Here is a 23,263-nt window from a genome sequence, read left to right on the forward strand (position 1 = left end):
ACCCTTCTTAATTATTCATTTTAATAATAATCTTACCTTTAGCACGACCACTCGTTGAATAATCTAACGCAGCCTGAGTGTCTTTAAAATCAAACACTTTATCAATAATTGGTTTGATTTTGCCTTCTTCGATTAATTGACTAATTTCTTTTAATTGAGTGCCACTTGGATGCATAAATAAAAAGTCATAATTGACGTTAAACTGTTGGGCACGTCGTCTTAATCTATAAGAAGCAACGCGTAATAACGCTTCTTTACCAATATTTAGATTTAAATCTCTAGCATTTTTATCTGTTGGAACACCAGACACTGATGCAATTGTGCCACCTGGTTTCAAGATTTCGAATGACTTTTCTAAGTTATCTCCACCTAATGTATCGAAGACACCATCATAATCATTAAGTTCTTGCGCGAAGTCTTGTTCTTTATAATTAATAAATTGATCTGCACCGAGTGACTCAATAAGTGCTTTACCACGATGACTTCCTGTAGTAGCAACATATAGTCCCATAGCTTTTGCTAATTGAATCGCAAATGAGCCGACACCACCTGATCCCGCTTGAATAAATACTTTATCACCACGCTGTAATTGCATGACTTCATTAAGGGCTTGGTATGATGTTAAACCGACTAATGGAATACTGGCTGCTTCTTCAAAAGATAAGTTTTTAGGCATCGGTGCTATTTCTGACGCATCAATTGAAATATAGTCTGCAAAAGTACCAATTTTAGTTTTACGTGGCCGACCATAGACTTTATCACCGACCTGATACGCTGTAACATTAGCACCCACTTCTGTGATAATACCTGAGAAATCGTTTCCTAGAATTAATGGAAATTCATATTTCAACAGTATTTTAAGTCCGCCATCTCTAATTTTAAAATCAATTGGATTAACGCTTGCCGCTTTAATTTGAACGCGAACCTCGTTAGGATTCATGTTTGGTAAGGGCATACGTGTTTCTTGTACTGGGTAATCACCATATTGATGTACAACCATTGCGCGCATATCCGTTTTCATAGGCACTTCTCCTTTATCTCTATTTGAATTGTTATTCATTATAGTACGGTTGATAGTTGTTTACTATTAATATGATTAAACAAAAAAGAGTGGAATAGAATTCATTCAGAATTCATTATTCCACTCTGTCTTGCATAGCTTGTAAACTCTTTTTTGAGATTTTATATGTTAGATTCCTTCCCGCAAGGATACCTAAAATTTAGAAAAGATTGATATAAGCGACTTGATAGTTCAGGCAGCTGATAACTTTGCAAAGCAGATTAATAATAGACGCGTTCGTTATCTTACTTCGTGTTTTCTACGTGGCAGGCATAAAGCAATTATGATAGCTATAATGCCAATGGCGGCAATGATATTAAACTGGATTGTAAAGCTTGAAATCGCATTTAACACAATACTTAATACTGGCGCAATCGCAGTACCTAAAAATAAAATAAATGTATTAACTGATAAAAAGAAGCCTTGGTTACCATTCACGGTTAACCCTACTTTAGAAATCGTTGATGGGATTGCGAAGGCAATGCCACTTACAAATAGCACACTCCAAAATATGAGTAATACGATATTCGTTGTCATAGACATTAAGATAAGCGAACCTGTGCTCACAATGAGTGCACCTAAGATAAGATTTTTAACGCCAATGCGGTCGCTAATACGCCCCGCTACAAGTGACAGTAGCATACCTATAATACCAAACAATTTAGCGTTAATCGCAGTCGTTTCATTTCCACCAATCGTATCGGACGTGACGTAATTATTAAACACTGTATACATACTAATAAACATCGTTAATAGTGTTAGCGACACACCATAACATAGTAGCACTGCTTTATTTGTCTTAAAATCACTAAAATTATTAAAGAATTTAAGTAACTGAATGTTTGGATTTTTCACTGGGCTTTCAGGAATTTGTTTAAGAATAACGAAAGCTAGGATAATATAAAGCACCGTTAATGTGAAATAAACCATGTGCCAATTAGAAAAGCCAACGATAATTTCACTTAAGTTTTGACCAATAATCCCGGATAGCATAAAACTTGTACTTATAAAGCTGATCGCAGTCATACGTTTAACCGGCGCGTAGGTTTCTGTGACATATGTGATAGATATGGGTGAAAAGGTAGCGGCAAATATGCCTTGTATGGCTCTTAAAATAACAAGTATCGTGAAAGAATGTACAAATCCTATAACTAAGCAAATAAGCACTAACCCACTAATACCAAATAATATAGTACGAATACGTCCATATTTTTCTGAAATAGTACCATAAAACAAACAACTCACTGAATATGTAATGGAAAATGCAACACCATTTAACGTTGCAATGGATTGTGGAATTTTAAAGTCTTTCGCAAATTCTGCTGTTAATGGGATAGCAGTATATAAACTACTCATAACGATAATTCCAGCAATAAAAAATATGGTTGTTATTTTGTTATAATTCATTGGTTTTTGGATAGACATTTTGCTTCTCCCTTCTTCAATGTTTTCTACAACATTTCTATTATGACACTTTCGACTACTTTTCAAAAGACCACTTAAAATTGACGAAATACTTTTAAAGTTCATGCATTTAATAAATTTATACATCACCCTTTTCAAAAAAATCTCTAATTCGAAACATTTCTATTGACTATTCCTAAAATAAGGGCTACAATTCTAGTATAAATTTTATACCAATGGAGGTGACGTGTTGAAAATAGAATTAGGTTTGACTTCATTTGCAGACAATGGTGATATGGTGATGCCTGATGGTACACAACCCGCCGTGTCAAATGCGCAAAGAATTCGCGATATTGTAGAAGAAATTGAATTAGCAGATCAATTAGGTTTAGATATATATGGATTAGGCGAACATCATCGTCCTGATTATGCTGTATCAGATCCAGTCACTGTGCTTGCTGCTGCAGCATCGCGTACGAAGCATATTAAATTATCTTCAGCAGTAACTGTGTTATCATCAGATGACCCAGTACGTATGTATCAACGCTATGCGACGTTAGATGCTGTATCTAATGGGCGTGCTGAAATTATGATTGGTCGAGGGTCATTCATCGAATCTTTTCCATTATTCGGTTATAATTTAAATGACTACGAAGATTTATTTAATGAGAAATTGCAACTGTTATTACAGATTAACGAACATGAAGTCGTAAGTTGGGAAGGTAAGTTACGTCCAAGTTTCGACCCAACAGGTATATATCCTCGTGTCGAGCATGGTAAATTACCTATTTCCATCGCAACTGGTGGCACACCTGAATCCTCATTAAGAGCAGGTGCCTTTGGATTGCCGATTACGTATGCGATTATTGGTGGTAATCCTAGACGATTTACACGTAATATTGAGATTTATAAATCCGTTGCAGAATCATACGGTCATAATCCAGATGAATTATCTGTATCGGTGCACTCATGGGGCTACATCGCTGAAACTGATGAAGAAGCTAAGAAAGAATTCTTCCCTTCTTTGAAAGCACATCATGACATTTTAGGTCGCGAACGTGGTTGGCCTAGCTTTGATGAGAATATGTTAGAACGAGAAATTGGAAGTCATGGCGCAATCTACCTGGGTAGTCCTGAAACGGTTGCCCAAAAGATTATTGATACTGTGGAAACCTTAGGTCTTAACCGTTTCATGATTCATACACCTGTAGGCTCAATGCCTCATGCGAATGTAATGAAATCAATCCGTCTATTTGGCGAACGCGTTAAACCTATTGTTGATAAATACTTTGAAAACAAATAAAAAGGAGATTTTTAAATTATGATTTTACGTTATGCTGCAAACTTAAAACTTGCTAAAGAATTATACACTGCTTCAAAACCTAAATTAAAAGGTGACCAAGAAATGAAAGACACATTCCAAAATGTATTTGGTTTACCAGAAAGTTCAGTTAAATTAGCTGGTACTGTAGAAGCTGCTGCTGCTGCTTTTTATGCTGCAAGTTTCTTAAACAAAAACTTATCACGTTTAGGTTCAATCGCTACTTTCGGTGTATTAGGCGTTGCTGCTTACAAACACTTTGAAGCTGGCCATGGTAAAGAAGGCGCTCAACACGCTTTAGACTTATTAGGCTTAGCTGCTTTAAGTTTCGCTGATACTTTCGATTGCGATAACAAATAATACAATTTAACTATAATATGAAAGTAGGACGTGTGATTAATGCTATCACACGTCCTACTTTCTTTATTGATCACTTTTCAAAAATTCTGGGAAAGTTTGTGGTTTATCATGAACAAGTTGTTCAAAGTCATCTGAATGTTGGTCGAGTAAACCTCTTGCGCCCGCATCGTACATTGACGCTAGCAATGCGCCAAATCCTTTCGGTTCATCGTACATTTCTGCAAATGTGTCAAAAGAAACAGGATCGTACTCAATCTTAGTACCTGATGCTTCAGAAAGTATTGCTGCTAACTCTGTCATAGAATAGCTATAACCTGATAGTAAATATCTCTGTCCAAACTTATCCGGTTGTTGTAATAACGCGACAATTCCTCTGGCAATATCGTCCCTTGAAATATAATTAATACGCCCTTCTCCTACTGGATAAATTAATTTATGCATTTTTGCAAGTTCTGGTAAATAAGGTTTCAACGGATCCATATACATCGCCATTCTGACATACGTATAATGTAAGCCACTAGAGGCTAGCAAACGTTCCGCATAGCCAAAGTATGGGCTCATATGAAATGGATTATTATGTTGATCTGCATAATAACCAATAAACATGATGTGTGAAACGTTGGCTTCTTGAGCTGCACTAACTAAATTCTCGACTTCTGGAAGTCGTTTAAATGATGGATGAATGATACTTGGAATAAATACAACTGTATCAATACCTTTAAATGCCTCAACCATACTTTCTTTATTAAAATAATCTAACTCTCGAACATTAACTTTATCTTTCCAATGCGCTGGCATTTTATCTGGATTTCGTATACCAATATTGAAATCAGATAACTGTTCTTTAATAGCATGTTCCGTTATATGTGAACCAAGATGGCCTGTTGCCCCAGTGAGTAAAATAGTCATATTTATCGCTTCTTTCTCTTTATATTTAAATAATTCTTATTTTATTATACTTCCTATAGTTATGATATTGCCTAAATAAGCTTTGTTATGCATAATCTTTTCCGAAAAATATTGCAGGACGTTATAGAATTTAATATTTTGAGAAAACTTGATCGCAGTTAAAGATATTTTTGCAACATCTCACGACTAATATGACAATATGAGATATCCTCTGGATGTTTTTCGAGTCGGTCCTGATGTTCATCCGCACTTGGAACATAGTTATTTAAGGGTAATACCTCTACAGCAATACGCGCCTTATCGGGTCGACTAGAAATGAAGCTTCGTGCTTCTTCAAGGTGTTCCGCCTTCTCACTATATATCCCTGTACGATATTTTGGCCCTTCATCTACACCTTGTTTATTAATACTATACGGATCTATAATTTCGAAAAGGTAATTCATTAAATCAGTAATTGTTAATACCATAGGGTCAAACGTCGTTTTAACACATTCTGCATAACCATCATATGTATCACTCCGTTGCGGAGAGGTCCCATTTGCACGTCCCGCTTCGGTCGTTAAGACCCCCGGCAATGTTTTAATAAATGCTTGGACACCCCACAAACATCCACCTGCAATATAAACTGTTTCCATCTCTAGCACCTCGTTTCTAATCTTAATTATAAAAAAATAGAAGGCACTTTGTTATCGTTTCCTTCTATTCCATCAAATTATTTTCTAACTAACGCAATGATTCCTGCAACAATAATTAAAATGCCTGATAAATAACCAAAAAATCCTAATAAATATATATGAATAATTGCAGCAATAATGAGTATAATTCCAATTAGAATACGTCTTTTATTTATTAAACAACTCAGAGCTAAAGTAATAGCACATAAAATAATAGAACTAGTGGCTACAACAGTCATTAATCCTGTTAATTCAGAACCATACCTTCTATCATAGTCTGTAAGTATTAGCGCTATTAATCCTCCAATAATACCAAATATACTTCCTGTTATTCCTAAAATCATTTCTACAATCTGATTCGTTGGTTTAGGTTTATTCATGTCTATATACGCCATTGTTGTCTCCTTCATTATGCTGCATCATCTTCAGAAGTTGCATCTTCTGAATGACTGTCTACTGGTGGCTCATCAGAACCAGGTCCACTTGAATTGTCATCAGACTCTGATGCTTCATTGGCAGCTTCTTCAGCTTGTTGCTGTTCATATTCTTCTTGTGCCAATTGATCTTCATATGCTTGCATTGCTTTTTCATATTCCTTTTGTGCTTTTGCATTTTCTTTTTCATATAATGCTTCTACACGTGCCTCTAATTGATCATATTCAATTTCTAATACATCTTTAGAGACATGGTTCATCTTTTCCCCGTCAGTAAGTGAATTATATTCATCTACCAAGGCATTATACATATATGCTGGATACGTCACACCAACATCAGCTTGATCTGTATCTTTAGTTTTATTATTAGTGGTTGATTCTGACTCATCTTCAACATCAGTAGTTGAGTCAGCCGAAGTATCTTTGGTGCCATTTGAATTTTTAATTTCTGATTTATTGATAATCCACTGGCCTCTTATTTTATTGAAGTTAGGTACTGTATCTAACTCTAACGTGTATTGATCACTATCGGGTACATCATAGGTAATGTATCCTGAAGCCGTATTATTATGATTCAATTGATGACTGAACCCTTCATGCATGTCTTCGCTTCCATACCATTCTTCATAATTCTCATTATTCACTTTCATACTAAAATCTGTATTATCCATTAAAACTTGATCATCATTATTATTTCTAAATTTTATGTATACTCTCAAGGCTTTGCCATTTTCAGGCGCATTGTAGTCAGTGTAATGATCAATAAATTCCGCTTTAACAACTTTGATATCTACACCATCAGCATCCACAACTTGTCCTATTTTAAATTTCTTCATTTTGTCCGTAGCTTTTGCCTTGCTATTTGATTCTTCACCCTCAGCCTCATCCTTGTTGTCGCTGAAAGAACATCCTCCTAAAAAAATTAAAAATATAATACTTATAAAAAATAATCTTTTCATATTAGCCTCCTCATCTTTTTTGTAAATTAAAAGAATACTATTTACATATATTATTTTATATTTTAAAACTTAAAAAGCAATATATTTTTTATATTTAATTTAATTAATTTAGTCGATTAGTGCGTTACAAAATTTTGCAAACCAAAATAGATGTTTATTCATAACTTTTTCAGAATTACTTTTTAGACTGATATTACAAATTGGATAAAAGGAGTGCAGACAAATGACTAATATCATAGCTTCAATATTATTACTCATCTCAATGGGGAGTTTAGCAGTAGCATTTCTTACAGGAATTTATCAAATACTTTCATGGTTAAGAGACAAAGATTATTCCCCTAATTTTAAATTGCCTATATTATTCTTTTTATTATACGTGCTATTCTATATACCAACATTTATACTAATCACTTAAACATAAAGGTGGATTATATGAAATGATTCGTTAAACTCCCTCCTCAATTACTAAAATTAAGTGTCTGGATATGATTACTAGAGAAATAGGAAGGGAGTGGGACAGAATTCTTTTGAATTCGTTGTCCCACTCCCCGCTTGCTTTTCAACAAGTATGAAACTTTAAAGTTCTCTCTTAAAATTATTGTATCGCATCATTAACTATCGTTTTAAATGCACGTTGATCAATGCTATTGTTCTTCTCTTGTTGCGCAACAATACGTTGTTTGAATTGTTTTTTATCTTGTGCGACTTCGTTCAATATTTCAATTAACTGTTGTGGCTCACTTTGCTGAGTGATATTCTTTTCTGAAATAAATGCACGGCGATGTGCGGTTTCATCATAAGCTATAATCAATTGATTATTAAGCATTGCACGCTCAATGGCATTTACAATTTCGCCACCCTTATTGATATCTAAATAAACATCGCAAGTTGCGAATAAGTGATGAACCTTTTCTTGAGTAATGGTTGGATAGAGTTTAACGTTATCATATTTGCCTAAGTCCATTAACTTAGCGGACATTTCAGTAATCGCACCTATATGAAATTGATAATCTTTACATTGCTGTATGATCTTTTCCAAATTTGGAATATCATCAGAATTTGTTAAATTGAGTATTTGTTTCGTATATTGATTGGATTTCTGATAATCATACACATAACCCGCTTGACGAATCAATGGACGATAATGTGATGCAATATTGGATGTAATATTTTCAAACTCTACACGATCTGGGATAATTACACTTGCATGAAAGCGCCCATTATCTAGCAATAACTTCATATTTCCCGGGACATCTCCATAACTCTGTTCCTGCCAAAACAACACTGCATTTGCAATATGATTCGATTGGTATAATACAAAGAAAGGTGTCGCTAATGAATTAATAAAGACGTCTGATGTATCAACATCTAATTGTTCTAAGAAGAAGCTGATAAAGTCCTGCTTCGTCGCAAAGAAATGCGACTGACCTTGCCAATCTAAGACAATATCATTAGTGATAAAGTTCTCGTATAATACCTCATTGCCTTGTCGATCCACATACGTTTTCAAGATTGCCGTTTTATTTAAATCATATATCGTTTCCGCATATTTAAAGCCATCTTTATTGTAAAAATCAACCGACCGCAGTTGGCCATTTGTATCAAACCATTCTACAAAGTTTACGATTCTATTTTTAAAGTGTTCACGATAAAAGATACGACCTCGAACATGACCGTTATCTATAATTTCAGCTTGATCATGATTACCTTTAATTTCCCATAATGGTGGTACTTGAACTTCATTGAAAAAGGCTGCTTTATCACTATTCTTATGTTCGTAATTTGCAAAAAATTGATAAGGTGATAAAAAGCCGTCAGGTAAAAAACCATCATCGTCCATCACAATAGTTTGATGCTGAAAGCCTGCAAGTTGAAGTGATTGTTGAAGTTTTTGTGATGCTTCATCATATTTTTCAAATAAATTAATCATATAGCACCTCATCGATTAGATTTTGCCATTTTTGCGTAATATACTCGGTTTTAAATGGTTCTGCTATAGTATACGACGTGTCATGTGGTTGCTTAGGTCCATCATTAAAATACTGCACGATTTTCTCAGCCATATGATCAGTAATAACCTCGATATCTTGGTTATCCCTATCGATAGGAATGAGGTAGCCATTTTCACCATGCTTAATAAAGGTTGGATTGCCATAATTCACATCAAAACCTATCATTCCAAGTCCTGAACCTACCGCTTCCATTAGCGTTAAGCCAAAGCCTTCACTTGTTGATGCTGACATAAACAAATCATAGTTGGCATAGATATCATCTAATTTCACATGCCCTTTTAGCTGAATATAATCTTGCGCTTGATGTTCCGTAATAATGTCTTCAATCTTCGTTCTTTCGTTCCCATGACCATATATATCAAATGTTAACTGTGGTACCTCTTTTTTAGCTTTAATGACCGCTAGCGCTATCCAATCTACATGCTTTTCACTCGCTAATCTTGAAGCTGTAAGCATTGAATATGGCTTTCTCTCCGTCTTTGGATAACTCAATTGATGTAAGCTACCAACAGGTATGGTACGAACACGAGGTTGATGTGCGGTATAGGTTTCGAATTGTTCTGTTAGAATCCGGTTTTGTAGGTCTGTTGCTGTAATGTAAAAATCAATATAAGGTGCTTGCGTAAAGACATATTCATAATAATTATTCCACAAAATATAACGGTCATCTGTAGCATTGTCACTATAATGTTCTGCATGCACAACGATGCCGACTTTACTTTGTCCTTTATGTTCCAAAATCGCTTGCCCCACTTCAGTTGAACGATCGATAATGACAACATCATTCGCGTTTAAGTTTAATTTCTCCATGAAATAAGCTACAAACGCTTGTTTACTGTATAAACGTGCATCATCAAATACATACACACTGGATTCTCCGTCAATATGTTCCTTATAAGCAATAGAACCATCTTCATTATAAAACTGTCTCTTATATAACTTGGCACGATTTTCATATGGTGCATAATACTCTGAGAATGTACGTACATAGCTATAGTAATCCTTTCGCACTAACATACCGTTAATGACAAATTCTGCACGATCGACAATTGTGTCATTTTCATTTTTTAAATAACAACTCACATATGAATTATCATTTCCAATGTATAAACGAATCGTTTTACCCGTGATGGTTTGGGCAGTGACAGGATTACCTAAATCGTTAATCAAATCATCAATAGTATACGTTGTTGGTGCAATGGGAATATCACTAAAATATTGATACAACCATATCACTTCATCATCTTTAAACCCGATATTGGCTGTTAACGTTTGAATATTTTCTGCGGAAATAAAGTCCAGAAAAATAAATTTAGCTGGTTGATTGACCGCTCTTAATAATTTAGCACGATAAGCTTGGGCATATTCTACACCACTGCTCGCCCATCCAATGCCAAAATTGATATTATATATTGTCACTTATGAACACCACATTTTAAGGGAAATGTACTACTAAATCTTGCGCTTTATCAAACGTTAAAATACTTAAGCATAAATTACGAATGATTCCTCGTTTAATATTAATCAGCATCATGTCATAGGTTTCTAGCGCTACTTTATGATACTCGAAAATCGCATTACGTTGACCATTTTGTCGGTTATTGACACTCGCTTTAAGTTGTTGCAATTGATCAACTTGACTGATCCATTCAGCATCGATTGCTTTTAATATCGCTTTTTGTTGAAAACGTAATTTAAAATAATCATTATCTGCAATTTCCATATTATATTTTAGTTGCTTGTTGAATTGTTGTATTAAATAATCGATGGTTTGGTCACGGGTTTGTATATGTTGGCTAATTGATGTGTCATGGAAACTAAAACTCAATTGCTCATATATATAACGCACAATGTCATCTTCTGTATAGATTCCCCTTGTTCTCAAATCATAGTCAAAGACATCACGCGCTAATGTATCATAGTCAAATGCACTAAAGTCAGATGTTTCAAGGATACGATTGCGTTCTTCATACACACGATCACGTTGAATACCAATACTTTTTTCAAATTCATTCGCCATCTCACGTGCCATCATTGCAGTTTCTTCAGATACACGCTGTGCTTTCGAAACAATGCCCCTCACTTTATTTCTGAAAAAGGGACTATTTTGTAATTTCACTGAATCAATATTTCTTAGTTTCTCATTTTCAGCTAACTTCGACTTACTCCATCGTTTAACAATATAGTCATCTAATGACACATATATCTGTGAAACGCCTGGATCACCTTGGCGACCTGAGCGTCCACGTAATTGTCTATCAACTCTACTATTCTCCATATGTTCATTGATAATCACAGCTAAACCGCCGAGTTCATGTACGCCGTCACCAAGTTTAATATCTGTACCTCGTCCTGCCATACTCGTTGATACTGTAACAGCACCAAGTTGTCCTGCCTCAGCAATCATTTGTGCCTCTTTGGCAACATTTTGTGCAATCAATAGATTATTAGGAATATTTTGTTTAAACAATTGTGCTGAGAAATATTCAGCCGCTTCTGCAGTTCTTGTAATTAAGAGTACCGGCTGTTTAGTAGCATGAATATTGACTACATTTTCAAGTATCGCCTTATTCTTATCTTCGGATTTCGCATAGACACGATCTTCTTTATCATTACGTATAATCGGATTGTTAGTTGGAATTTCTACCACTAATTTAGAATACAAATCGAAGAATTCCTTTTCACCTAACTTGCCCGTTCCCGTCATTCCTGAAAATTGATGAAATAACTTAAACAAATTTTGGAACGTAATTGTCGCCATGACACTTAAATCTTGTGATAAATCTACAGATTCTTTCGCTTCAATAGCTTGATGTAGACCAGATTGTAGTTTCGTACCTGGCAACATTCGTCCTGTAATACGGTCAATCAGTACAACTTCACCATTGTATATAAAGTAATCCAAATTATCTTTAAATAGATATTTTGCACGTAATGATAAATTGATGATACGTACTAAATCAAAATGTTGTGGTAGATAGATATTATTCACTTTAAAATAATGATTCGCTACATCAATACCTTCATCTGTAAGCCATACTTCTTTTTTGTTTAATTTTACTTTGAAGTGCTTATCCTCGACTAACGTTTCTACAAACATTTTTACAATGTGAAATAAATTTGATTGGACACGTGGCGCACCAGAAATGACTAGCGGTGTTTGTGCAGCATCCAATATAATAGAATCTACTTCATCAATAATCGCAAAGTTTAATTCAGGTAAATATTTAGCGTTAATATGATCTGCTAGATTATCAAATAAATAATCAAATCCTAAACGGCCATTCGTAGTATAAATAATGTCATGATGATATAATGCTTGCTTTTCATTATCGGCATAGTCATAGTCGGGACTATCAACAAATCCAAGCGACGCTGTTAAACCTAACCATTCATACAACGGTCTCATTTCTTGAAAGTCACGATTAGCTAAATAATCATTTGTGGTAATTAGAAACGCACTTTTACCAGTGAGCGCGTTTAAATAGAGTGGCATAGTTGCTGTTAATGTCTTACCTTCTCCAGTTTGCATTTCTGCAATGTTGCCTTGATGCATAACAATCGCACCCATCACTTGAACATCTTTCGGATACATGCCTAATACACGTTTTGATGCTTCACGAATCGTTGCGTACGCTTCAGGTAACAATTTATTTAAAGTCGTTTCATTATTAGCCAAACGTTGTTTAAACTCAGCCGTCTTAGCTTGTAATGCTTCATCTGAAGATTGACGCATTTGTTCACTTAATCGATTGACTGCTGTCAATTGCTTCTGTAACCGTTGCAAACGCATTGAATTAATCACGTTACTTACACGACTAGCCATTTTGACCACCTCTCATATCGCTTCTTACGCCAAATATGACCCGATTTAATACGTCTAAATTCACTTCACTATCTACATTCTCATGCGCTACAGTATCCGCCTTACCTATTTCTTGAATTTTAATATTTTTGAAAAAGAGATGCGACAAACCAGCATTAATTAATTCAATTTTATAAGCATAAGCTTCATCAGGAAATTGAAATGTAGTATCGCTATGTTTAATAATTAAGTACGAATGTTCAGTATCATTTTTACGATAAAATGTCATCTTAATATAGGCACTTCCTTGAGGCTGCGCATCAAAGTTCAACAATACATTATAGTGATACCCCTTTTTCAAAATAGGAAGTGATGGCACAGTCTTATGTTCACTAAATGTGGTTAACATACGCCAATCATGTATCACAGTTCCTGACGGCATTAATGGATTATTAAAATCCGTCCCCTTATCTTGAAAGCGCAGTTTCGTACCATACATAAACGTTCCCGTATTAATATGACGCCACAATAATGTGTAACTATTTAATACTGACATTGCTATCTCTCCCGAATTGATCTTTTAGAATAATGTTATAAAAATTGACAAACCAGCTAGTAATGGTAGGTGAATCATCATTATGTCGTCCTGGTACACCACGGCTCATCATATGTGCACCTTGTTTCTCCAATACTTGTGATACATTTTGGAAGGCTTTGGCATCGTAATCATCATTGTGCATGTATGCAATAGCAAAGATTGTATGCGATAAATGACTCGCTTTTAATTTTTCCCAAAATCGTGTATCCAAGCGTTGAATGTTTGGCATTGCGTTATCTCTTTCATTCGCTAGTAAAACATCATTCGCTGTTCCAAATTCATTAGGCCGTAACAATTTCATATTATCTGCTATCGTTCCAATATTTAATAATGGTTTCCCTACTACAACTGCAGCTGGTTCTAATTGAGCTGCATAGTACAGCGCACCAAATGAGCCCATCGATAATCCTGATAGTATGAGCTCATCATGTTTAAAGCCTAGAAAGTCTAAAGCATGGCGTATTACGTCGATGATCCCTTGTTCAAATGTTTCGGATCCAAGGTAAAATGAACCACCTTCAAGTCGAGGATCTCCAATTAAAATAAATGGCGCATCCATCTTATTCATCATAAAATAACCTTCAAATCCTTCAGCAGGTCGATAACCACTAAAATACACATTGAGCGGTGGTTTCATATCACCTGGATTGAAATAATGAATAAACTCATCTCGCTTCTCATCAGCAAAACGCTGTCCACCCATAATAAATTGTCCCATTTCTAATCGTGACCAACGTTTATGAATCGCACCAATACGTAACTTACCCTTACCTTTCGCTTTAAGCGATACACTTATATTGGCTTGTTCTGACCACATTGGCATTTGAATAGGTTGCGTTAAATCGTGCTGTAGATAACGCAAGGTCACATCTGGAAAGTTTGCGGACCATATTGGCGTCAGTTTAAAGGTATATTCAATTTCGACGTCCCCTTCAATCACATACTCCGGCCAAATTTCATTAACGATGTTCTTATCATTAACTAAATTTTGCGTCCACGTAACTAAAGGTTTAAAAGCGTCACCAAAGTCACCTTCTAGAACGAGATATTTATTTCCTTCATATTCATACGTTCCTTGAAAATTTGGATTAACCATCGTTTTAATTGGTGATATCCTATCACCATATTGCCCAGGAAATGTCACAGCTAACAATTTATGATGTAGCTCTTCCTCAGTTTGATAATTAAGTTTCTTTACAAATTTGTGTTGGATCAATGGCTCATCATCATATTTTGGAGACCACATTTGTGCATCAATGACCGTATTATGAGGTGTTGTGACGATTTGCAATAACGCCAATAATTCGGATGAGTATGCACTTTGCACAAATACTAAATCAAAGTTACCAAACGTTTCTATAATACTTTTAACGGCCTCAATATAACCACTATCGAATGTGAATAATGCATCATCTAGATAATCCCATTCAACACCTTTTTTATTATCAAATAATGGTTCTAAATCTTGCCCACCCACTTGTAAAATTCTAAATTTACGTGCCATGCATTTCACCTTCAATCAAACGATGTAATCGTTGAATAATCTTTTCTGAACTAAATTCATTACTCAACTTTATAGAATGCGCAAATGAATAGTTCCAATTCTTTAAATTGACTAAGAAATAATCTAAAGCTGTACTCAATTGTTGAATCTCTTCAATGACTAAACCATTTAACTTATGATCAACATAATCCGTTTCTCGCATATTTATTTGAGGTACACCCGCACTAATGCTTGAAATTTGTAAATATAAATCCGGTTCTCGATTTAAATCTACAATCACTCTCAATTGTGACATTTCTTTGATTAAATCTTCTTCGAAAGGCACATAAATCAACTTAACCTTCTCCACTTCGTCTTCAACTAACTCCGTTTGTAATATATCTTGAACCTCTGGCGAGAATGACTCAGTCTCTGTATTTAATACTTTATTTAATTGGTGAATCTCATCTTTGAACCATTGTGGTATATCACTTTCAACTGAACGCGTTAATACATGTAGCATTGTTTGCTCATGTTGATTAATATATTGACTCAGTTGATCCATAACTGAGCGTAAGTCGTTATCCTTAAGTTCACCTAACCAAACACCAATATTTGTTTCATATAATTGGCTACTCATATTAGGTAATATTTGTGCATCAAAGGGTGTCACACGCATTGTTTCAAAAGGTAAATAGTTAGGATTTTGAGCTATAAATTGGTCTAACAATATCGTATTCTCTTGCGTATCCACGATACAGTGATTCGCTTTACCAATCGTCTCTAATAATGCAACATTGATCGTTTTATTTCTCTGCTTAAATATCGAGAAACACATATTCTCTGGTTTAAATGTATCTATCATTAAATGATTATGTCGTTCATCTGCAGCAATAATTATTTTATCGTCATCTGCTAACGTCGACATATGATATTGCTGTAATTTTTCATGGATAAGTTCATCCATATTTTTATACGCTTTCTTTTGAAAATGATCATCAAATTCTGATTGAATCTCTATCCTCTGCGTCGTAAAATTTTGAACCATCATACATTGACCGTCTACATTTAAATAATATCTATTCACAGGTGCTTGCGCCTCATTGTATGTCTCAATAGCTGACACAAACCCTCTGTCATCAAATATAAATTTACGACTAAGCCTATTCTGTTCATATGCTTCGATATAGAGTAAATAGCCTTCTTGACTAAAAATAATTTTGGAAAATTGATTATCACCCGTAATAGCTATCACTTGATAAGGTGTATAGATAAATTCCGTATCCTCAGGCCAAGATAACGTTCTAAAATCAATCGCTATAGGTGTGAGAGACGTCGCCCCTTGTATGTCATCAAACAGAGACCAGTAATTTATTTCATAAAGTTCATGACGATGTAAAAACAGACGCAACATAGGATTATAATTTAAGATGATTGTATTAAATGCTTCATCATTTTTATGGTGCATTGACATTAAACTTACCATGTCATCAAATTCTGTCGTTTTTCTTTTTATGAAAAAAGGCGCAACAGCGCTATCCCACCAATTGTTCGAATCATACCATGCAGGTATAAACTGTTTCATAATTATCTCCTACCAATATTTATTCAAGATTTGCTTGTATCGATCAAAGTATAAATAGGTGCGAATCGTCTCACCAATATTAATACTGATATAAACTAAAATAATTAATTGCATTGAAAAGTAAATTTCTGTGGATAGATTAGGCACTAACAATGTTGAATATAATGGCACTGCTAAAATCAGAGCAACTAATATGGCGCCAGTCCAACATACCTTTCTTGCTTTACTATTTAAATATTGTTCTGTTTCACGACCCGGACGTATAGCATCAAAATAATTTCCATTCTTTAGAAATTCATTCGCTTTTTTCTTAGTGTTAATTAAGAAACGTGACAGCAAGTAACTTAGTATGATTTGTAACACAATATAAAATGTAATGCCTATTGGACTAGCAAAACTTAAAAATTCTAAACTTGCATTAGTACCAAATAATGATGCTATTAAATGAATCAAGTTATTAAGCAATACATAAACTGATAAACTGATCATAATTGAAATACTCCCAGCCGGATTCAATTTCCATGATAAATATGTTGGTGTCTTCTGCGTCGTGTTATTCATCAAGTCTTTATAAGGAAGTCGATATTCCGATAACTCAATAAATAATAAAACGAGTAATGCGACGATTAATGTCACAATGACTAATATGAGTAATACGACACTTACGTTAAGTTTAAAAAAATGTTGATTGTTAAATAAAGACTTAATCAAACTCGTTAATACAATAGGCATAGGTCCACAGATACCATATGTGATGTTTTGATCAGCTAACCAAACCAATAACATTGTCCCTGTAACAAGAACTAGCATAAGTAACATGACATTTGAATCTTTAATAAAGTTATTATGAATATACGTATTGATTACAAAATAACTTTGAAATATCGCAAACACTATCGTTATAATTCTTTCCTTGTAATGCTTTTCAGAACGTGTTTGTTTCGTAGCTTGATCCAAATTTCGATAATTCAATAGCATAATGATAACTAGCGACGTTAACCAAGGACCAAGACCTAATGAGAACACATTTAACGTATGAAGATCTCCACCCACATTCGAAACCGCTAATTTAAAAAATGTGTCTTTATTATCATATACATCGTTTGAACCTACGATTGAAATATGACTCCCGAAAATGTAGACAACCAATATAAAACAGGTAAATACAATCCTCTTATATAAAACCTTATATTCACGATTTTTTATCATAATTCCACCTAAAATTTTAAAAATAAAGTTTTTTACATTATATCAAAGAGGCTAAAGATATTAATTAGTTTGGTTTATACATACATTATTCCAACCAATAATTATACTTTAGCCTCTTTTTTTAAGGATAGACAATCACCTTATTGACAAGTGATTATTTTATAAATCTATCTCCCTAATGAAATAGTTTATTGTTCTGATCCTTTATTCTTTTTATCTTTCTTATTTTTACGAGAATTTCTAACTAATCCTAACCCCGCTAACATTGCTGCAACTGATGATAATAATCCAGTCGAATTAGATTCTTTACCACCTGTTTCTGGCAAGTCGTCTTTAGCATCATGTTGCTGTGCGTTGCTATGCATTTGTGAGTCATTGTTATTTTGTGATTCCGAAGTGCTCATCGACGTACGGCTTGTTTCACTTTCTGATGTTGATGTTGAATGACTTAGTGATGTGCTTGAATTTGTCGATGTGCTCGTGCTTGCTGACGTTGTTCCACTAGTTGATGCACTTGTACTTGTTGATGTGCTTGAACTTCCTGATGTTGAATCACTTGCTGATGTACTTGGACTTATCGATGTGCTCGTGCTTGAACTTCCTGATGTTGAGCCACTTGATGACGTACTTGGACTTATTGACGTGCTCGTACTTGCTGATGTTGAGCCACTTGATGACGTACTTGGACTTATCGATGTGCTCGTACTTGCTGATGTTGAGGCACTTGATGATGCACTTGTACTTGTTGACGTGCTCGTGCTTGCTGATGTTGAGGCACTTGATGACGTACTTGGACTTGTTGATGCGCTCGTACTTGCTGATGTTGAGGCACTTGCTGATGCACTTGTACTTGTTGACGTGCTCGTGCTTGCTGATGTTGAGCCACTTGATGATGCACTTATACTTGTTGATGCGCTCATACTTGTCGAAATACTTAATGATGTGCTTGTTGATTCAGAAGCAATGTATGATGGCAAATCAAATTCTGGCAATGAATGGCTTTCAGGTTTACCCATACTAAATGATACCGATGTGCTTGAATTATCTGAATTACTTGCGCTTGTTGAATCACTCACGCTTGTTGATGTTGACGCACTTAATGATGTGCTCATACTTGTTGAGTCACTCACACTCGTTGATGTTGACTCACTTAATGATGTACTTGTACTTGTTGAGTCGCTCACGCTTGTTGATGTTGATGCACTATCTGATGTACTTGTGCTTATTGAATCACTCACACTTGTTGATGTTGACTCACTCAATGATGTGCTTGCGCTTGTTGAGTCACTCACGCTTGTTGATGTTGACTCACTTAACGATGTACTTGCACTTGTTGAGTCACTTACGCTTGTTGATGTTGACGCACTCAATGATGTGCTTTCACTTAATGAGTCTGAAAGACTCGCACTTTCTGATCCACTTAATGATGTGCTCATACTTGTTGAATCACCCACACTTGTTGATGTTGACTCACTCAATGATGTGCTTGCGCTTGTTGAGTCACTTACGCTTGTTGATGTTGATGCACTTAATGATGTGCTTTCACTTAATGAGTCTGAAAGACTCGTACTTTCTGATCCACTTAATGATGTGCTCATACTTGTTGAGTCACTCACACTCGTTGATGTTGACGCACTTAATGATGTGCTTGCGCTTGTTGAGTCACTCACGCTTGTTGATGCTGATGCACTATCTGATGTGCTTTCACTTAATGAGTCTGAAAGACTCACGCTTTCTGATCCACTTAATGATGTGCTCATACTTGTTGAGTCACTCACGCTTGTTGATGTTGACTCACTTAACGATGTACTTGCACTTGTTGAGTCGCTTGCACTCGTTGATGCTGATGCACTCAATGATGTACTTGCACTTGTTGAGTCACTTACACTCGTTGATGTTGATGCACTCAATGACGTACTCGCTTTTGTCGAATCACTTAATGATGTACTCGTACTTCTTGAGTCACTTTCACTTTTGGCTACACTTTCACTTCTTGATGCATTTTCGCTATTAACTTTGCTTGTACTTGTGCTTTTTGAATCACTTTCACTTTTGGCTACACTTTCACTTCTTGATTGGCTCTGACTTTTTATTACACTATTAGATAAACTGGTTGATTGACTGGTTGATGTACTCGGCTCTACATTATTAATTGTAGCGTTATCAAAGTAGTTCACATATGATGAATCTAATGCATAGCTAGCTGAAGGGGATATTTTAAATGATAAATCTCCGCTAGGATTATTTATATTCACCGTAAATTCCGCAGTAACGCCGTAGCCTTGAGACACATAATATTTACTTAACGTTGCTCCGGTCCAAGTATACCCGTCCCCTTTAGTCACAACTGTCGGAGTAGTTGTTTTAACATTTGTTATAAAATTATAGTTTGGATCAGTGTATCCTTGCTTTACTTTAGTTATTGCACTATAACCACTACCTAAAGTAATCATTGGCTGATTAGGATTAGTTACATTGGTATCTGTTGTCACTCCTGGCTTTTCAATAGTAGCAGTAGTATTCGGATTGTCATAGGTGATTGTATATCTAAAAGTTACTGTTCCATCACCATTATTCGTTACTGTTACCCTATAGTAAATCGGATAGTTTGTACCATTACTAAATTTTGAAGATCCAACTCCTGTATATGTGTTAGTTTGACTAGTCGCTGCTGTTGTTGCTGCAAGTGTATTTACTGCCAATCTACTAAACGTTCTTAACTTAGTTGGACTTGTGGATGAACTTGTTGAATTAGTAGTAAATAAGGCAGATCCTAAATCTTCGTTTTTATTGCTTTCTGTAGTGTGCGTTGAAGATGTCACACTTTTTGGGGCATTATTTGACGCTAGTGATGCTTCAGTACGCGTACTTCCTTTTGAGTTATTCTCATTTGAGTTACTTAATGATTCTTTATTGCTACTTGAAGAAATTTTATTACTTTTTTCTGATGTGCTGTTAGTAGAAGTGTCTTTTTCTAAAGAATTCGTACTGCTCTTTTTTTCTTCAGACGTACTTGTCTCTTTACTTTTATCACTATTCGATGCATTTCCAGAATTCTTTTCAATTTGTTTTTCCGAAGAAGCAGCTTCTGACTTAGGTGCTTCTTGTTCCGAAGTAGACGTTGTACTCGTGGATGAATTAGCGTTAGATGCCGCTTTATTAGAAGTCGTTTCTACTGAATTCTTATCGCTTGTACTTTCTACAGTGCTTTTACTTGTTGTTTCAGTAGACTCGGAAGTTTCTGATTTAGTAATCGCAGTTGATTGTTGATTTGCTACTGTTGCACTCGTGGATGAAATTTCTGAAGTCATAGGTGTCTCAGAAGCAGCATATGCCTGATGGTCATTAAGCATCGTAAAGGTAAAGGCACCGCCTACTAAGCCAGTTGCTCTCATGGCTTGTTTTTTTAATCGCTCATTATGATTTGTTTCTAAATTGCTAATTTCTTCTACATCTTTATTTAAGAATGGTAAACCCAACATTTTAAGTAGTTGAATTTCCTTAATACCCGCTTTAACCCATTGTTTTCCAGATTTATATAGTTTCACCCTTGCTTTTTCTTCACCAAAGGATCGTTTAAAATTTCTCTCTTTTTTCGACATAATACTCTCCTCTATTTTCCAATTACTTCCCCATCTACTAATTGACCACAATTAATTTGAATTTATGCTATTATATTACCCTTCACATGCAAATTGCAACAAAATTAGAATTCATTTATATAAGGTTTTTCTATATTATATTGTGTAAAATTCAAAAGTATGCACGATTTATTCATTATTTTTATTTTCAATATTTTTGTTTCAATCAAATTATTACTTGGTTAGTAAGTTTCTTTAAGATGAATCAGTTGTAATGCTTATTTATATATACTGGATTGAGATGATAACATTCATTTATTTGTATTTAAATTCATTTATTTAATCGGTATAACAATATTGTAAGCATGACAGATCTATCGCTTTATTATTTCTTTAGTAATTAGAGCTATTTTTAAATTAAAAATAGGAAAAAACACATTCTTCAGAACGAGTTTCTTCCTATTAAAATAGAGTTTTTGAATTTTTTAAGTTTTGGTAATTATTATATTTCAAACAATACATAGTTGATTTGAAATTACTTTTTCGATGGCGTCCTTCATACAGTTGGTCAATTCAATAACAGTGTTTGTTATTTTTTAACGAGATCGCCTAGAGATGTTATGATAGACAAAATCATTAAAAAAATGGGCATACACAAATTGATTTCTAATGTGTGAAGCCCATGAAACGTACTATTTACTGAAGTACTACAAACCATATATATCTTCATATACTACTATATTCATTCTAAGACATTTAATTATACTTCTTTAACCATGTTATACCACTTTATACCCGCGTGTTGTGACGTTGACGCTCCTTCATTAATATAGCCGTAATGTTCATAAAAAGGCACTAATGTTTCGCGACAAGTTAGTGTTACGGCATGTCTTGAATGTTGTCTAGCCAAATCCTCAAATGCTTTTAATAATTGCCCGGCAATGCCCTGTCCTTGGCTACTTTTGCTAACAACTAATCCAAGCACACTAAGATAGCCACCATATTCAGGATTGCGCTCACTCGTTTCAAATAAGTCATCAGTTATATAACGTTGCGTAATCACAGGCCCATTAATATAGCCAAGAATTTGGCCCGCATTTTCAGCTATGATGAATGTATCAGGTATTTTACCGATTCTCTCTTTTAATGCTTCTGGTGTAGCTGCTTCATCCGATGTAAAACCTTCATTTTCCAATTCAATCAGTGAAGACAAATCCGCTTCGGTTACTGCACGTAATTGCATCAAACATCCTCTCCTATTTTCAAAAGTCGTATATATCGTAGCACAATAATGTGATGAATGTGTATATGACAAAACTGTCATTCAGTTGATAGAAGATATTAAGGTTGAATTTAAATTATTGTGTTAAGTTATAAATATACATATTTATGATATTTTTAATTATTAAATAATCATCTTTATGTATGAAGAATGCTATTTACTAGGGAGTGGATGAATTGATTAAAAGACGTTTTAAATATGCTTTCGGAACAACATTAGTAACATCATCACTATTACTTATGTCACATGGCCATGCTTTTGCAGCAACAAACAACATTGACCAAGCGTTCAATCACGATAATAATGGTCAACCTATAACATCTCAAGACAGTAACAACAGTGTAGATCCTGGGTTTAACCACGATGTTGATGACAACAATGATACAGATCCTGGTTTCAACCATGATGTAACTAGTAACAATGACACTACGAACAATCAAGATAACAACAACGTAGATCCTGGGTTTAATCACGATGTTGATGACAACAATGATATTGATCCTGGGTTTAACCATGATGTAACTAGCAACAATGACACTACGAAACATCAAGCTGAAGATAACGATATGGGATTCAATGGTTATGCA

The 23,263-nt window shown here is 34.8% G+C and carries 18 protein-coding genes and 3 pseudogenes; 4 read left to right on the plus strand and 17 right to left on the minus strand.

Translation table 11 applies throughout. The features are described 5' to 3' along the window. Positions 1–7: 7 nt before the first annotated feature. Both KA828_RS08215 and KA828_RS08220 read right to left on the minus strand, forming a co-directional pair. Complete coding sequence (locus KA828_RS08215; protein WP_210126036.1) at positions 8–1,009, minus strand: NADP-dependent oxidoreductase; 1,002 nt, start codon at positions 1,007–1,009, stop codon at positions 8–10. A 291-nt stretch (positions 1,010–1,300) separates the two neighbouring features. Further along, positions 1,301–2,479, minus strand: a complete 1,179-nt coding sequence (locus tag KA828_RS08220; protein ID WP_210126037.1) for an MFS transporter — start codon at positions 2,477–2,479, stop codon at positions 1,301–1,303. 235 nt (positions 2,480–2,714) lie between these two features. On the opposite strand from KA828_RS08220, the gene KA828_RS08225 reads away from it, so the two are divergent. Together KA828_RS08225 and KA828_RS08230 are read left to right on the plus strand one after the other, a co-directional pair. Continuing rightward, positions 2,715–3,767 carry an LLM class flavin-dependent oxidoreductase gene (locus KA828_RS08225; protein ID WP_210126019.1) on the plus strand — a complete coding sequence of 351 codons (1,053 nt, stop codon included), beginning with the start codon at positions 2,715–2,717 and terminating at the stop codon, positions 3,765–3,767. Positions 3,768–3,785: 18 nt separating this feature from the next. Beyond that, positions 3,786–4,145, plus strand: a complete 360-nt coding sequence (locus tag KA828_RS08230) for a DoxX family protein (protein ID WP_037538195.1) — start codon at positions 3,786–3,788, stop codon at positions 4,143–4,145. Between the two features lie 63 nt (positions 4,146–4,208). On the opposite strand, the gene KA828_RS08235 is transcribed toward KA828_RS08230, so the two are convergent. From KA828_RS08235 to KA828_RS08250, 4 genes are all read right to left on the minus strand, one after another. Further along, positions 4,209–5,054 (minus strand): SDR family oxidoreductase, encoded by an 846-nt coding sequence (locus tag KA828_RS08235; protein ID WP_210126020.1) that lies wholly within the window; start codon positions 5,052–5,054, stop codon positions 4,209–4,211. Between the two features lie 158 nt (positions 5,055–5,212). Next, a complete protein-coding gene (locus KA828_RS08240) occupies positions 5,213–5,689 on the minus strand; it encodes a peptide-methionine (S)-S-oxide reductase (protein ID WP_210126021.1) in 477 nt (158 codons plus the stop codon). 77 nt (positions 5,690–5,766) lie between these two features. Further along, on the minus strand, positions 5,767–6,123 hold the full coding sequence (locus KA828_RS08245; protein WP_210126022.1) for a hypothetical protein: 357 nt from the start codon (positions 6,121–6,123) through the stop codon (positions 5,767–5,769). A gap of 14 nt (positions 6,124–6,137) precedes the next feature. Beyond that, positions 6,138–7,121: a DUF4352 domain-containing protein gene (locus tag KA828_RS08250; protein WP_245336074.1), complete on the minus strand. Its 984-nt coding sequence runs from the start codon at positions 7,119–7,121 to the stop codon at positions 6,138–6,140. A 223-nt stretch (positions 7,122–7,344) separates the two neighbouring features. On the opposite strand from KA828_RS08250, the gene KA828_RS08255 reads away from it, so the two are divergent. After that, positions 7,345–7,536, plus strand: coding sequence for a hypothetical protein (locus KA828_RS08255; RefSeq protein WP_210126023.1), 192 nt, complete (start codon positions 7,345–7,347; stop codon positions 7,534–7,536). Positions 7,537–7,716: 180 nt separating this feature from the next. Here the strand turns inward: KA828_RS08255 and gtfB are convergent, their stop codons facing one another. The 11 genes and pseudogenes from gtfB to KA828_RS08300 all read right to left on the minus strand — a co-directional run bounded on the left by gtfB (position 7,717) and on the right by KA828_RS08300 (position 22,637). After that, positions 7,717–9,051, minus strand: coding sequence for an accessory Sec system glycosylation chaperone GtfB (gene gtfB / locus KA828_RS08260; protein ID WP_210126024.1), 1,335 nt, complete (start codon positions 9,049–9,051; stop codon positions 7,717–7,719). Then, positions 9,044–10,552: an accessory Sec system glycosyltransferase GtfA gene (gene gtfA / locus KA828_RS08265; protein ID WP_210126025.1), complete on the minus strand. Its 1,509-nt coding sequence runs from the start codon at positions 10,550–10,552 to the stop codon at positions 9,044–9,046. The genes gtfB and gtfA overlap by 8 nt, the downstream gene beginning before the upstream one ends. A gap of 16 nt (positions 10,553–10,568) precedes the next feature. Then, entirely contained in the window at positions 10,569–12,959 is a 2,391-nt protein-coding gene (gene secA2 / locus KA828_RS08270) for an accessory Sec system translocase SecA2 (RefSeq protein ID WP_210126026.1), read from the minus strand. Beyond that, positions 12,952–13,494 (minus strand): accessory Sec system protein Asp3, encoded by a 543-nt coding sequence (gene asp3 / locus KA828_RS08275; protein WP_210126027.1) that lies wholly within the window; start codon positions 13,492–13,494, stop codon positions 12,952–12,954. The genes secA2 and asp3 overlap by 8 nt, the downstream gene beginning before the upstream one ends. After that, positions 13,478–15,040, minus strand: a complete 1,563-nt coding sequence (gene asp2 / locus KA828_RS08280; RefSeq protein WP_210126028.1) for an accessory Sec system protein Asp2 — start codon at positions 15,038–15,040, stop codon at positions 13,478–13,480. The genes asp3 and asp2 overlap by 17 nt, the downstream gene beginning before the upstream one ends. Further along, a complete protein-coding gene (asp1, locus tag KA828_RS08285) occupies positions 15,030–16,604 on the minus strand; it encodes an accessory Sec system protein Asp1 (protein ID WP_210126029.1) in 1,575 nt (524 codons plus the stop codon). The genes asp2 and asp1 overlap by 11 nt, the downstream gene beginning before the upstream one ends. A gap of 9 nt (positions 16,605–16,613) precedes the next feature. Next, positions 16,614–17,813, minus strand: a complete 1,200-nt coding sequence (secY2, locus tag KA828_RS08290; protein ID WP_210126030.1) for an accessory Sec system protein translocase subunit SecY2 — start codon at positions 17,811–17,813, stop codon at positions 16,614–16,616. A gap of 188 nt (positions 17,814–18,001) precedes the next feature. After that, positions 18,002–18,178, minus strand: coding sequence for an LPXTG cell wall anchor domain-containing protein (locus tag KA828_RS13405; RefSeq protein WP_247878257.1), 177 nt, complete (start codon positions 18,176–18,178; stop codon positions 18,002–18,004). Continuing rightward, positions 18,164–20,032, minus strand: a pseudogene (locus tag KA828_RS13410) (lectin-like domain-containing protein); the annotation flags it as partial. The gene KA828_RS13405 and the pseudogene KA828_RS13410, both read right to left, overlap by 15 nt. 1,257 nt (positions 20,033–21,289) lie before the next feature. Continuing rightward, positions 21,290–21,415 (minus strand): annotated as a pseudogene (locus tag KA828_RS13415) (KxYKxGKxW signal peptide domain-containing protein); the annotation flags it as partial. Between the two features lie 739 nt (positions 21,416–22,154). Beyond that, positions 22,155–22,637 carry a GNAT family N-acetyltransferase gene (locus tag KA828_RS08300; protein ID WP_210126032.1) on the minus strand — a complete coding sequence of 161 codons (483 nt, stop codon included), beginning with the start codon at positions 22,635–22,637 and terminating at the stop codon, positions 22,155–22,157. A gap of 215 nt (positions 22,638–22,852) precedes the next feature. Between KA828_RS08300 and KA828_RS08305 the strand changes: the two are divergent. Continuing rightward, positions 22,853–23,263, plus strand: a pseudogene (locus tag KA828_RS08305) (hypothetical protein); the annotation flags it as partial.

Origin of the sequence: Staphylococcus sp. GDY8P85P, assembly GCF_017892405.1 — a bacterium.
GTDB classification, from domain to species: Bacteria; Bacillota; Bacilli; order Staphylococcales; family Staphylococcaceae; genus Staphylococcus; species Staphylococcus borealis.